The 12357-nt window shown below is 70.4% G+C and carries 14 protein-coding genes; 9 read left to right on the top strand and 5 right to left on the bottom strand.

All coding sequences use genetic code 11. The annotated features are described in order from the left end of the window. Nucleotides 1–126 precede the first annotated feature (126 nt). Entirely contained in the window at nt 127–987 is an 861-nt protein-coding gene (locus tag OHS57_RS24305; RefSeq protein WP_041985209.1) for a biotin--[acetyl-CoA-carboxylase] ligase, read from the bottom strand. Nucleotides 988–1115: 128 nt separating this feature from the next. Between OHS57_RS24305 and OHS57_RS24300 the strand changes: the two genes are divergently transcribed. From OHS57_RS24300 to OHS57_RS24285, 4 genes are all read left to right on the top strand, one after another. Next, on the top strand, nt 1116–2729 hold the full coding sequence (locus OHS57_RS24300) for an acyl-CoA carboxylase subunit beta (RefSeq protein WP_328583328.1): 1614 nt from the start codon (nt 1116–1118) through the stop codon (nt 2727–2729). A 14-nt stretch (nt 2730–2743) separates the two neighbouring features. Then, a complete protein-coding gene (locus tag OHS57_RS24295; protein ID WP_041985212.1) occupies nt 2744–2947 on the top strand; it encodes an acyl-CoA carboxylase epsilon subunit in 204 nt (67 codons plus the stop codon). 94 nt (nt 2948–3041) lie between these two features. Then, complete coding sequence (gene mmpB, locus OHS57_RS24290) at nt 3042–3170, top strand: morphogenic membrane protein MmpB (protein WP_277816749.1); 129 nt, start codon at nt 3042–3044, stop codon at nt 3168–3170. Nucleotides 3171–3211: 41 nt separating this feature from the next. After that, nucleotides 3212–3814 carry a Maf family protein gene (locus OHS57_RS24285; protein ID WP_328583327.1) on the top strand — a complete coding sequence of 201 codons (603 nt, stop codon included), beginning with the start codon at nt 3212–3214 and terminating at the stop codon, nt 3812–3814. A 10-nt stretch (nt 3815–3824) separates the two neighbouring features. On the opposite strand, the gene OHS57_RS24280 is transcribed toward OHS57_RS24285, so the two are convergent. Beyond that, a complete protein-coding gene (locus tag OHS57_RS24280) occupies nt 3825–4247 on the bottom strand; it encodes a hypothetical protein (RefSeq protein ID WP_041985214.1) in 423 nt (140 codons plus the stop codon). Between the two features lie 349 nt (nt 4248–4596). On the opposite strand from OHS57_RS24280, the gene OHS57_RS24275 reads away from it, so the two are divergent. Further along, on the top strand, nt 4597–6351 hold the full coding sequence (locus OHS57_RS24275) for an acetyl/propionyl/methylcrotonyl-CoA carboxylase subunit alpha (protein WP_328583326.1): 1755 nt from the start codon (nt 4597–4599) through the stop codon (nt 6349–6351). On the opposite strand, the gene OHS57_RS24270 is transcribed toward OHS57_RS24275, so the two are convergent. Then, complete coding sequence (locus OHS57_RS24270; protein WP_328583325.1) at nt 6341–6754, bottom strand: hypothetical protein; 414 nt, start codon at nt 6752–6754, stop codon at nt 6341–6343. The two genes, OHS57_RS24275 and OHS57_RS24270, sit on opposite strands and share 11 nt — an antisense overlap. 70 nt (nt 6755–6824) lie before the next feature. On the opposite strand from OHS57_RS24270, the gene OHS57_RS24265 reads away from it, so the two are divergent. Both OHS57_RS24265 and OHS57_RS24260 read left to right on the top strand, forming a co-directional pair. After that, on the top strand, nt 6825–7007 hold the full coding sequence (locus OHS57_RS24265; protein ID WP_328583324.1) for a hypothetical protein: 183 nt from the start codon (nt 6825–6827) through the stop codon (nt 7005–7007). Between the two features lie 74 nt (nt 7008–7081). Continuing rightward, entirely contained in the window at nt 7082–7711 is a 630-nt protein-coding gene (locus tag OHS57_RS24260; protein WP_328583323.1) for a class I SAM-dependent methyltransferase, read from the top strand. A 511-nt stretch (nt 7712–8222) separates the two neighbouring features. Here the strand turns inward: OHS57_RS24260 and OHS57_RS24255 are convergent. Together OHS57_RS24255 and OHS57_RS24250 are read right to left on the bottom strand one after the other, a co-directional pair. Continuing rightward, nucleotides 8223–9203: a DeoR/GlpR family DNA-binding transcription regulator gene (locus OHS57_RS24255; RefSeq protein ID WP_328583322.1), complete on the bottom strand. Its 981-nt coding sequence runs from the start codon at nt 9201–9203 to the stop codon at nt 8223–8225. A 110-nt stretch (nt 9204–9313) separates the two neighbouring features. Beyond that, nucleotides 9314–10753 (bottom strand): NAD(P)H-quinone dehydrogenase, encoded by a 1440-nt coding sequence (locus OHS57_RS24250; RefSeq protein WP_328583321.1) that lies wholly within the window; start codon nt 10751–10753, stop codon nt 9314–9316. A gap of 136 nt (nt 10754–10889) precedes the next feature. Between OHS57_RS24250 and OHS57_RS24245 the strand changes: the two genes are divergently transcribed. Next, nucleotides 10890–11327, top strand: a complete 438-nt coding sequence (locus OHS57_RS24245) for a gamma-glutamylcyclotransferase (RefSeq protein WP_041985226.1) — start codon at nt 10890–10892, stop codon at nt 11325–11327. 113 nt (nt 11328–11440) lie between these two features. Further along, entirely contained in the window at nt 11441–12271 is an 831-nt protein-coding gene (locus OHS57_RS24240; protein ID WP_041985228.1) for a purine-nucleoside phosphorylase, read from the top strand. The last annotated feature ends 86 nt before the right edge of the window (nt 12272–12357 follow it).

The following is a 12357-nucleotide window of genomic DNA, read 5'->3' as shown; positions in this document are numbered from 1 at the left end:
GTCCTGGCGGGCCGGCCGGGGACGGCCGCTTGCGTACGTCATGTCACGCGACGCGCGCCCGGCACGGCGGGTCGCCGCGTCACGTCCCGCGCCGCGCGCTGTGACGAACCGCCCGGCCGGTTGCGCTCAGCCCGTCGGCCGGACGTGCACGATGTCGCCCGCCGCCACCGCCTGCCTGCCGCCCTGCTCCGTGGCGATGACCAGGCGTCCCTCGCCGTCGATGGCGACGGCCTCGCCGACCAGGTCGGCGCCGCCGGGCAGCTCGGCGCGTACCGGGCGGCCCAGGGTCGAGCAGCCCGCCGCGTACGCCTCCTGGAGCCGGGAGGTCGCGGGGTCGCCGCCGGCCGCGCGCCAGTCGCCGTACCACTGGTCGAGCGAGCGCAGCACGGCACGCAGCAGCGTCTCGCGGTCGAGGGAGACGGCGTTCGCCAGGGCGAGCGAGCCGGCGGTCGGTACGGGCAGTTCCTCGGCGCGCAGCGACACGTTGAGGCCGATGCCGATGATCACCGTGTCCTGCGCGGTGCGCTCGGCGAGGATCCCGCCGGCCTTGCGTTCGGCGCCGTCCACGGTCACCAGCAGGTCGTTGGGCCATTTGAGTGCGGTGTCGACCCCGGCGGCCCTGCTGAGCCCGGAGGCGACGGCCACCCCGGCGAGCAGCGGGAGCCAGGACCAGTGCTGTACGGGTACGTCGTCGCCGGGCCGCAGCAGTACGGAGAAGAAGAGCCCGGAGCGGGCGGGCGCCGACCACGCGCGGTCCAGCCTGCCCCGGCCCGCCGTCTGCTCCTCGGCGACGAGCACGGCGCCCTCCACCGGCCCGGTGGCGGCCCGCGCCGCCAGGTCGGAGTTGGTGGATCCGGTCGAGGCGACCACGTCGAGCGAGGTCCACAGGCTGCCGGGTCGCACCAGGGCGCGGCGCAGGCCGTCCTCGTTCAGCGGCGGACGTTCGAGGTCGGACCAGCGGCTCGCTGGGGTATTCGGCTCCATCATGCAAGCCACCCTAGGTGTGGCAAACACCGCACTGCCGAACGGTATCCGCGCCGATACCCTACGGATCAGTAGCGCCCATCACGTTCACACGTTCACACCAGCTGACAACCGCAGGGAGCCGCACCCCGATGTCAGATCCGGAAACCGTCCCCGCCCCCGCCGACGACAGCGCAGCACACACCACTGCGGGCAGGATCGCCGATCTTCAGCGCCGCATCGAGGAAGCCACCCACGCGGGGTCCGCGCGCGCCGTGGAGAAGCAGCACGCCAAGGGCAAGCTGACGGCGCGCGAGCGGATCGGTCTGCTGCTCGACGAGGGGTCGTTCGTCGAGCTGGACGAGTTCGCCAGGCACCGCTCGACCAGCTTCGGCATCGAGAACAACCGCCCGTACGGGGACGGTGTGATCACCGGCTACGGCACGGTCGACGGCCGCCCGGTCTGTGTCTACTCGCAGGACTTCACGATCTTCGGCGGGTCGCTGGGCGAGGTCTACGGCGAGAAGATCGTCAAGGTCATGGACCTGGCGATGAAGACCGGCTGTCCCGTCATCGGCATCAACGACGGCGGCGGTGCGCGGATCCAGGAGGGCGTGGTCGCGCTCGGCCTGTTCGCCGAGATCTTCCGCCGCAACGTGCACGCGTCGGGGGTGGTCCTGCAGATCAGCCTGATCGTCGGCCCGTGCGCGGGCGGCGCCGTCTACTCGCCCGCGATCACCGACTTCACGGTGATGGTGGACCAGACGTCGCACATGTTCATCACGGGCCCCGACGTGATCAAGACGGTCACCGGCGAGGACGTGGGCTTCGAGGAGCTGGGCGGCGCCCGTACGCACAACACGACGTCGGGCGTGGCGCACCACATGGCGGGGGACGAGAAGGACGCCGTCGAGTACATCAAGTCCCTGCTGTCGTACCTGCCGTCGAACAACCTCTCCGAGCCGCCGGCCTTCCCCGAGGAGGCGACGCTGGAGACGACGGACGAGGACCGCGAGCTGGACACGCTGATCCCGGACTCGGCGAACCAGCCGTACGACATGCACACCGCGATCGAGCACGTCCTGGACGACGCCGAATTCCTGGAGACGCAGGCGCTGTTCGCGCCGAACATCATCACCGGCTTCGGCCGGATCGAGGGCCGGCCCGTCGGGGTCGTCGCCAACCAGCCGATGCAGTTCGCTGGTTGTCTGGACATCAACGCCTCGGAGAAGGCGGCGCGTTTCGTCCGTACGTGTGACGCGTTCAACGTCCCCGTGCTGACGTTCGTCGATGTGCCGGGCTTCCTGCCGGGTGTCGACCAGGAGTACGGCGGCATCATCCGCAGGGGCGCGAAGCTGATCTACGCGTACGCGGAGGCGACGGTCCCGCTGATCACGGTGATCACCCGCAAGGCGTTCGGCGGCGCGTACGACGTGATGGGCTCCAAGCACCTGGGCGCCGACCTGAACGTGGCGTGGCCGACGGCGCAGATCGCGGTGATGGGCGCGCAGGGCGCGGTCAACATCCTGCACCGCCGCACGATCGCGGCGGCGGGCGACGAGGCGGCGCAGGAGCAGACCCGCGCCACCCTGATCCAGGAGTACGAGGACGCGCTGCTCAACCCGTACGCCGCCGCGGAGCGCGGGTACGTGGACGCGGTGATCATGCCGTCCGACACCAGGGCGCACATCATCAAGGGGCTGCGCCAACTGCGTACGAAGCGGGAGACGCTGCCGCCGAAGAAGCACGGCAACATCCCGCTCTAGGAAGGGAGCTGACGATGATCAAGGTCGTACGGGGCAACCCGACCAGGGAGGAACTGGCCGCCGCGCTCGCGGTGGTCCAGGCGACGGCGGCGGCCAAGGCGGGCACCGAACCGCCGGCCCCCGAACCCCCCACGGAGTGGTCGGCCCCGACCCGCATAGCCCGCACCCACCTCCCCCAACCGGGCCCCGAAGCCTGGGCCCGCACGTACTGGCCGTAACCGGTGCCGGGCCCCTGCCGGGTGGAGCGGTTCACCGTGAGTTGAGTACACGTACTCAGGCGCTTCACCCGGGGGCGGTCGCAGGATCGGACGTATGTTGTGGTCCGATCCCGAGAACGAGCCGCCCAAGGAGATGCGCGAGACGCAGGCCATGGTGCGGCGAGCCGGTGTGCTCATCGCGTTGGTGGTCGTTGTGCTGACGATCGCCCTCGGGGTTCGCTGACCGGCGTTCGCCGTGTGCCGTTCGTTGATTACTGTTTCCGCATGACCGATCAGCGCCGTCTCGTCCTGGCCTCCCAGTCGCCCGCCCGTCTCGGACTGCTCCGTCAGGCCGGGCTCGCCCCCGAGGTGATCGTCAGCGGGGTCGACGAGGACGCCGTCTCCGCGCCGACGCCCGCCGAACTCGCCCTCGTGCTCGCACGGGCGAAGGCCGAGGCCGTGGCCGCGCGGCCCGAGGCCGCGGGGGCGCTCGTCGTCGGGTGTGACTCCGTGCTCGAACTCGACGGGCAGGCCTACGGGAAGCCCGCCGACGCCGAAGAGGCCACCGCGCGCTGGAAGTCGATGCGGGGCCGGGCCGGCGTCCTGCAGACCGGGCACTGCGTGATCGACACCGCGAGCGGCGCGCGGGCCGCCAGGACCGCGTCGACCACCGTCCGCTTCGGCAGCCCCTCGGACGCCGAGATCGCCGCGTACGTGGCCAGCGGCGAACCGTTGCACGTCGCCGGCGCCTTCACCCTCGACGGCCGGTCCGCGCCGTTCGTCGACGCGATCGAAGGCAACCACGGCAACGTCATCGGTCTGTCGCTGTCGCTGCTGCGTGAGCTGCTGGCCGAGCTGGGCGTCGCGATCACGGACCTCTGGGTCTGACCGGTCCGGGTCAGGCCGGGGTCGCGTTCTCCTGCGGCGCCGGCTTCGGCGCGTACCCCACCAGCACCAGGACCAGCAGCGCCAGCACCACCATCATGAAGGCGAAGGCGGCCCAGCCGATCAGCCCCACGGTCAGGGCGCCCAGCACCCCGTGCACGACCGCGCAGACGATCAGGGTGATCCTGCCGACCCGGCCGGGGGCGCTGTCCCTGACGGCCGTCCGCAGCAGTATCACCGCGCACACCACCAGATACAGCGCGGCTATCGCGCCCATCACCCACGCGCCCAGCGACATCGCGCCCGGGTCGACGCCCGCGAGCGACATCTGCTGGTTGTCGACGACCGTCGCCAGCAGGGCGTTGACGAGTACGACACCCAGCGCCTCCGCCAGCAGCACCGCCGCCGCCACCCAGGCCACCGGTTTACGCGACACCGCCCCACCCTCTTCCGTCTGTTACCGCCAGTACGTTGCCACCCGGCACGCTACTCACGGGTAAACGCCCGGACAAGAGCTGGGGCCGCAGCAAAGAATCATTCGGCCATTCGTAGGGACTCCACAAAGAAACGGGATCCCTCACGGCGCACCGGCACAGAGATCGGGGCCACATCCAGGCATTGCTGTGCCGGGCTGAATCGCGGCGTACCTTGGTGCAACTAGGGATTTCGCAGTCTGAACGAGCCTCGAATCACTCTCCGTATGGACAAGTTCACCATTTGGGGCGCGTCGGAGGACCGTGTCGGCAGTCCCTAAACTCAGCTTGTTTATTTCGGAGGGAGCCATCGTGCGCAAGGTGCTCATCGCCAACCGTGGCGAAATCGCTGTCCGCGTCGCCCGTGCCTGCCGGGATGCCGGGATCGTGAGCGTAGCCGTCTACGCCGACCCGGACCGGGACGCCCTGCATGTCCGCGCGGCCGACGAGGCTTTCGCCCTGGGCGGTGACACCCCGGCCACCAGCTATCTGGACATCGCCAAGGTGCTCCAGGCGGCGAAGGACTCGGGCGCCGACGCCATTCATCCCGGCTACGGATTCCTGTCGGAGAACGCCGAGTTCGCCCAGGCCGTCCTCGACGCGGGGCTGACCTGGATCGGTCCGCCGCCGCAGGCGATCCGCGACCTCGGCGACAAGGTCGCCGCCCGGCACATCGCGCAGCGCGCGGGCGCCCCCCTGGTCGCCGGCACGCCCGACCCGGTCAGCGGCTCGGACGAGGTCGTCACCTTCGCCGAGCAGAACGGTCTGCCGATCGCCATCAAGGCGGCGTTCGGCGGCGGCGGCCGCGGCCTCAAGGTCGCCCGCACGATCGAGGAGATCCCGGAGCTGTACGACTCGGCCGTACGCGAGGCCGTCGCGGCCTTCGGCCGTGGCGAGTGCTTCGTGGAGCGCTACCTCGACAAGCCCCGGCACGTCGAGACCCAGTGCCTCGCCGACTCGCACGGCAATGTCGTCGTGGTCTCCACCCGTGACTGCTCGCTCCAGCGCCGCCACCAGAAGCTGGTCGAGGAGGCGCCCGCGCCGTTCCTCTCCGCCGAGCAGACCGCGGAGCTGTACGCGGCGTCCAAGGCGATCCTGAAGGAAGCCGGCTATGTCGGCGCCGGCACGGTCGAGTTCCTGGTCGGCGCGGACGGCACCATCTCGTTCCTTGAGGTCAACACCCGCCTCCAGGTGGAACACCCGGTCACCGAAGAGGTCACCGGCATCGACCTGGTCCGGGAGATGTTCCGGATCGCCGACGGCGAGAAGCTGGGCTACGACGACCCGCAGATGCGCGGCCACTCCTTCGAGTTCCGCATCAACGGCGAGGACCCGGGCCGTGGCTTCCTGCCCGCTCCCGGCACGGTGACGTTGTTCGCCCCGCCGAGCGGCCCCGGCGTACGGCTCGACGCGGGCGTCGAGTCCGGCAGCGTCATCGGCCCCGCCTGGGACTCCCTGCTCGCCAAGCTGATCATCACCGGCGCCACCCGCGAACAGGCCCTCCAGCGCGCGGCGCGCGCCCTGGCCGAGTTCAACGTCGAGGGCATGGCGACCGCCATCCCCTTCCACCGCGCCGTCGTCGCCGACCCGGCCTTCACCAGTGACCCGTTCACGATCCACACCCGGTGGATCGAGACGGAGTTCAACAACACCATCCCGGCGTTCGCCCCGCCCGGCGCGGACGACGACGAGGACGAGGCGGGCCGCGAGACCATCGTCGTCGAGGTCGGCGGCAAGCGCCTCGAAGTCTCGCTGCCGTCCCAGCTCGGCATGACGCTGGCCCGCACCGGCCTGGCGGCCGGCGCCCGCCCGAAGCGCCGCGCGGCGAAGAAGTCCAGCGTCGCGGCATCGGGCGACACCCTCGCCTCGCCGATGCAGGGCACGATCGTCAAGGTCGCGGTCGAGGAGGGCCAGGAGGTCAAGGAGGGCGATCTGATCGTCGTCCTGGAGGCCATGAAGATGGAACAGCCCCTGAACGCCCACCGCTCAGGCACGGTCGTGGACCTGGCGGCGACGGTAGGCGCTTCGCTGACGTCGGGCGCGAAGATCTGCGAGATCAAGGACTGAGGGATTCAGCCCTTCCACCGAAGGCCCCGGGCATCGCGCCCGGGGCCTTCGCGTGAGCGGGGCACGGGTCGGCGAGTTGGTACGTGTGACCACCTTGATGGCCGACGAACTCGCTGCACGGCTCGTGCGTGACCTGGTCCGTGGCCGGGCAGTCGGGAAGCACCTTCAGGACAAACCGCGAGGGCGCCCCGGCCTCCCAGCGGGCCCAGACGGCGCCGGTCTCGGCACCGGAAAGCTCCAGTACGAACGCGTGGTGCGCGTCGGATCCATGGCTCTGGAGACAGCAGCGCAGATACCGCTCCGCCTCCTCCGCTGCCGCACCGCCGTGCGGCGCGGCCAGGGCGACGGCCTGCTGGACGAGCGAAGAGGGGAGGACGGCCGTCGCGCCGCAGACCGGCGGCAAGGGCTCGGATCGGTGCGCCGCATCGCGGCGACGCGTTTGGCTTCCGGGGGCGGCGGTCGGGGTTCTGTGCGTGACCGACGACGAGGTGACGCGGGACGGGCATGATCCCAAGAGCGGTGGCCCGCTCGTCCTGGAGCAGACGATCAAGGCCATCAAGGCGGCCGGGTTCGAGATCGACCCCGACCTGTGGGGCATGGGAAGTGCGGCCGACTGCAACCAGTGCCACGCGGGGTGCCACGACTCGCCCAAGTAGAACCGAACAGCACATGAGTTGGGGCTCATCCCCGTACGTTGGGGGTGGGCCCCGCTCCCGGAGAGGAACACCGCATGTCAGTGGCTGACTCCTGGGACAGGTACGCGGTCGGGAGTACGCCCCGTAGAGCCGAGAACGTCAAGGGTGATACGACCTGGCTGAACTGGACCCAGTACGCCGATCACGGGCCGGACGAGACTCTTCTAGGTCCTGTAGCCGGGCGCCGGGTGTTGGAACTCGGCTCGGGGAGCGGAAGCAACCTGGCACACCTGGTGACGCTCGGCGCGTCCGGTCTCGGGGTGGACATCGCCCCCGCCCGTGAGGCTGTGGCACGGGAGCGCTGGGGTGATCTGCCGGGACTTGAGTTCCGCACGGCGGAGGCGACGGCGTTCCTGAGCGAGACGGACCAGACATTCGATGTCGTGCTCTCGATCTTCGGCGCAGTCTGGTTCGTCGATCCGGAGACTCTGCTCCCACTGATCCGGGCCCGCATGGCAGCGGACGGCATTCTGGCGTTCTCCCACCTGCCTGCCGGAAGTCGGAGTCCGCGACCAGGCAGGGCAGGTATGCGTCACGACCACACCCCAAGCGCATGGGAGCGACTCCTCACCGGCCACGGATTCACCGGTGCTTCCGCATCCGTCATCGACCCGCCGGAAGGCAGGACCGTAGGCACGATGCTCGTTCGTGCGGTAGCCCCCTGACCCTGTCCGCCAGCGTTACTACGTCAAGGCGCTGAAGCTGGCCGAAGCGTCACCGTGGGGGCCCTTTCTGGACGACTACGAGCAGGTGTAGTCCTCGCGCGGGGGCGAACCCTTCGACACGATGCGCACCCGCATCCGCACCCATCGCACATCCCGCACGGTCCGCACCCTGGAACAGCGCGCACGGGAGATCGCGACCCGCAAGGGGGCGGCGGCGTAGTCGAAGCCGTGCGGCCAGACCCGTGGCGCCGGTGGGTGAAGGGGGTTGTGCAGGGGTGGTGTCCGGAGCGTAGAGCGTGATTTGTGGCGCATCTCGGCGGTGGCTCCGCGTCTCGGGAGTACGCGCCGTAAATCATGCAGCGCAGGACACGACCCCGGAACGACCCCCGGCGACAACCGCAACCACCCCGGTAAGCGACCACCGGTCGCACGGCGACCACTACCACGACCACGGCGACCGCGACCCGATCCGCAACCCGCGCCGGACGGCGAGACCGCCGGACGAGGAACGTCAGCGGCGGCGGAGGTCGGCCACCCTGGCGCCCTGTTCCGTCGCCAGTACCGCGCTGCGCAGCTGCGGTACGCCCTGACCGCCGCCCTGGGTGCGGCGTTGGGCCGGCAGGGGCATGTCGCGCCCGCGCCGGGCGGCGGCGCCCGGTGGTGCGCCGTCGGTCGGGGCTCCTCCCGGGCCGGGGCCGCCGCCGGTCGCGCCCGCGCCGGGCACGGTGATCTGTACGCCCTGGTCGGCCAGCGCCTGGAGTTCGGTGGCCGCACGGTCGTCGCCGGCCGGCGGCTCGTCGGTGACGAGCCTGCTGATCAGGTCGGTCGGCACGGTCTGGAACATCGTGTCCGTACCGAGCTTGGTGTGGTCGGCCAGGACCACCACCTCGGCCGCCGACTGCACCAGCGCGCGGTCGACGCTCGCCGAGAGCATGTTGGAGGTGGACAGGCCGCGCTCGGCCGTCAGGCCGCTGCCCGACAGGAACGCGCGGCTGACGCGCAGGCCTTGGAGGGACTGCTCGGCCCCGCTGCCCACCAGCGCGTAGTTCGAGCCGCGCAGCGTGCCGCCCGTCATGACGACCTCGACGCGGTTGGCGTGCGCCAGGGCCTGGGCGACCAGCAGGGAGTTGGTGACGACGGTGAGTCCTGGGATACGCGCGAGCCTGCGGGCCAGCTCCTGCGTGGTGGTACCGGCGCCGACGACCACGGCTTCGCCTTCTTCGACGAGGCTCGCGGCGAGGTCGGCGATGGCCGTCTTCTCGGCCGTCGCGAGATGGGACTTTTGCGGAAAGCCGGATTCTCGCGTGAATCCGCCCGGCAATACCGCACCGCCGTGTCTGCGGTCGAGGAGTCCTTCGGCCTCCAGCGCGCGCACGTCCCGCCGTACGGTCACTTCGGAGGTCTGGACGACGCGGGCGAGCTCACGGAGCGACACGGCCCCGTTGGCGCGCACCATTTCGAGGATCAATTGGCGACGTTCTGCAGCGAACACGAAACTGACAGTAACCCCAACGACCGTCTGCTTTCAGCAGTTTGCGCCGATTTACAGAAGTTGCACACAGATCGGACCACGCGGTGGTATACGCGTTTCGGGCCGTGAACTCAGACTTCTTCCACCGTCTTCCGCGTGTGCAACTGCCGTGCCACTTCGGCGATCGAACCCGAAAGCGACGGGTACACGGTGAAGGCGTTCGCGATCTGTTCGACGGTCAGATTGTTGTCGACAGCGATCGAGATGGGATGGATCAGCTCACTCGCACGGGGGGCGACGACGACCCCGCCGACCACGATCTCCGTACCCGGCCGGGCGAAGATCTTCACGAAGCCGTCCCTGATGCCCTGCATCTTGGCGCGCGGGTTGCGCAGCAGCGGCAGCTTGACGACCCTGGCGTCGATCCGGCCACTGTCGACGTCCGACTGGCTGTAACCGACGGTGGCGATCTCCGGGTCGGTGAAGACGTTCGACGAGACGGTCTTGAGGTTGAGCGGGGCGACCGCGTCACCGAGGAAGTGGTACATCGCGATCCGGCCCTGCATGGCGGCGACGGACGCCAACGCGAAGATGCCGGTGACGTCACCCGCCGCGTACACGCCGGGCGCCGACGTGCGCGAGACCCGGTCGGTCTTGATGTGTCCCGACTCCTTGACCTTGACCCCCGCGCCGTCCAGGCCCATGTCGGCGGTGTTGGGGATCGCGCCGACCGCCATCAGACAGTGCGAGCCCGAGATGACCCGGCCGTCGGAGAGGGTGACCTCCACGCGGTCGCCGACGCGCTTGGCCGACTGGGCGCGGGAGCGGGACATCACGTTCATGCCGCGCCGCCGGAAGACGTCCTCCAGGACGGCCGCCGCGTCCGGGTCCTCGCCCGGCAGCACCCGGTCGCGCGAGGAGACGAGCGTGACGCGCGAGCCGAGCGCCTGGTAGGCACCGGCGAACTCGGCGCCGGTGACGCCCGAACCGACCACGATCAGCTCTTCGGGCAGCTCCTCCAGGTCGTACACCTGGGTCCAGTTGAGGATGCGCTCGCCGTCGGGCTGCGCGTCCACGATCTCCCGGGGGTGCGCGCCGGTCGCGATCAGCACCGCGTCGGCGGTCAGCGACTCCTCCGTACCCTCCGGGGACGTCACGATCACCTGCCGCGAGCCGTCCACCGCCTGCCGTCCGTCGAGCCTGCCCCGGCCGCGCAGCACCCGGGCGCCGGCCCGGGTCACGGAAGCGGTGATGTCGTGGGACTGGGCGAGCGCGAGGCGCTTCACCCGCCGGTTGACCTTGCCGAGGTCGACGCCGACGACCCGGGCCGCCTGCTCGAGAGGCGGTGTGTCGTCGGCCACGATGATGCCCAGCTCCTCGTACGAGGAGTCGAAGGACGTCATCACCTCGGCCGTCGCGATCAGGGTCTTCGACGGCACGCAGTCGGTGAGCACCGAGGCGCCGCCGAGTCCGTCCATGTCGACGACGGTCACCTCGGCGCCGAGCTGGCAGCCGACCAGCGCCGCCTCGTAGCCGCCGGGTCCGCCACCGATGATCACGATCCGGGTCACGAAAACGTCCGCCTCGGGTTGTCTTTCGGGATGCAGTTCGTACTCCATTGTCCCGCACGCTTCAAGTAGCTTCGCCCCGGGTCCCACCATCCGGGGGTCCGGGCACCCCGGCCGTACCTCCCGTACCCTCGACCCCATGTCGCTCTACGCCGCGTACGCCGGCAACCTCGACGCGCGGCTGATGTCCCGCCGCGCCCCGCACTCCCCGTTGCGCGGTACCGGCTGGCTCAACGGCTGGCGGCTCACCTTCGGCGGCGAGCAGATGGGCTGGGAGGGCGCGCTGGCCACGATCGTGGAGGCGCCGCGCTCGCAGGTCTTCGTCGCGCTGTACGACATCGCCCCCATGGACGAGGACTCGATGGACCGCTGGGAGGGTGTCGGCCTCGACATCTACCGCCGGATGCGGGTGCGGGTCGACACGCTGGACGGCGAGGAGCCGGCCTGGCTGTACGTGCTCAACGGGTACGAGGGCGGGCTGCCTTCGGCCCGCTACCTGGGCGAGCTGGCCGACGCCGCCGACTCGGCGGGCGCCCCGCACGACTATGTGATGGAGCTGCGCAAACGCCCCTGCTGAGGCGGGTCCGTCAGCGGTTTCGCGGGCGCTTGTAGGAAACGACAACACAACGATCCGAAGTACGTGCGGCCATCATCTACGCGCGTAGGGCATGACCGGCTACCCTCATCCGCGTGAACGCATCTGTTATTCCGGCCTTCGCCGAGGGCCCCGCCGACCCTTACACCGCCGCCGACGGAGCCGCCGCGCGCCTGCGCGAGCTGTCCGGCGCGCAGACCCATGACATCGCGCTGGTGATGGGGTCCGGCTGGGCACCGGCCGTCGACGCGCTGGGCACCCCCGAGGCCGAGTTCCCCGTCACGGAGCTGCCGGGGTTCCCCGCGCCCGCCGTCGAGGGGCACGGCGGCACGATCCGCTCGTACCGCATCGCCGACAAGCGCGCGCTGGTCTTCCTCGGCCGCACGCACTACTACGAGGGCCGGGGCGTCGCCGCCGTGGCGCACGGGGTGCGGACGGCGGTCGCCGCGGGCTGCAAGTCCGTCGTGCTGACCAACGGCTGCGGCGGGCTCCGCGAGGGCATGCGCCCGGGCCAGCCGGTGCTGATCAGCGACCACATCAATCTGACCGGGGTCTCCCCCATCGTCGGCGCCAACTTCGTCGACCTCACGGACCTGTACTCGCCGCGGCTGCGCGCGCTGTGCAAGGAGATCGACCCCGCGCTCGAAGAGGGCGTGTACGTCCAGTTCCCCGGCCCGCACTACGAGACGCCCGCCGAGATCAACATGGTCCGGGTGATGGGCGGCGACCTGGTGGGCATGTCCACGGTCCTTGAGGCCATCGCCGCGCGTGAGGCGGGCGCCGAGGTGCTGGGCATCTCGCTGGTGACGAACCTGGCGGCGGGTCTCTCGGGACAGCCGCTCAACCACGAGGAGGTCCTGCAGGCGGGACGCGACTCGGCCAAGCAGATGGGCGCCCTGCTGGCCAAGGTGCTCGAACGGGTCTGAAGAACCCCGAACAGGTCCGAAGACCGGCTCCGGAGGGGTCTGAAGCGGCCCCGGCGGGGAATGACATCGGGTCCGGGCAGGGACGA

The organism is Streptomyces sp. NBC_00370, from assembly GCF_036084755.1.
In the GTDB taxonomy this organism is placed as follows: Bacteria; Actinomycetota; Actinomycetes; order Streptomycetales; family Streptomycetaceae; genus Streptomyces.
Note: the sequence above shows the minus strand (reverse complement) of the source record. Positions and strands in the feature narration are given on the sequence as shown.

What these genes read in the sequence shown, in the direction of transcription:
- OHS57_RS24300 (WP_328583328.1), top strand. Translation starts at nt 1,116, where the DNA reads ATGTCAGATCCGGAAACCGTCCCCGCCCCCGCCGACGACAGCGCAGCA.
- OHS57_RS24245 (WP_041985226.1), top strand. Translation starts at nt 10,890, where the DNA reads ATGTCGCTCTACGCCGCGTACGCCGGCAACCTCGACGCGCGGCTGATG.
- OHS57_RS24260 (WP_328583323.1), top strand. Translation starts at nt 7,082, where the DNA reads ATGTCAGTGGCTGACTCCTGGGACAGGTACGCGGTCGGGAGTACGCCC.
- OHS57_RS24305 (WP_041985209.1), bottom strand. Translation starts at nt 987, where the DNA reads ATGATGGAGCCGAATACCCCAGCGAGCCGCTGGTCCGACCTCGAACGT.
- mmpB (WP_277816749.1), top strand. Translation starts at nt 3,042, where the DNA reads ATGTTGTGGTCCGATCCCGAGAACGAGCCGCCCAAGGAGATGCGCGAG.
- OHS57_RS24295 (WP_041985212.1), top strand. Translation starts at nt 2,744, where the DNA reads ATGATCAAGGTCGTACGGGGCAACCCGACCAGGGAGGAACTGGCCGCC.
- OHS57_RS24285 (WP_328583327.1), top strand. Translation starts at nt 3,212, where the DNA reads ATGACCGATCAGCGCCGTCTCGTCCTGGCCTCCCAGTCGCCCGCCCGT.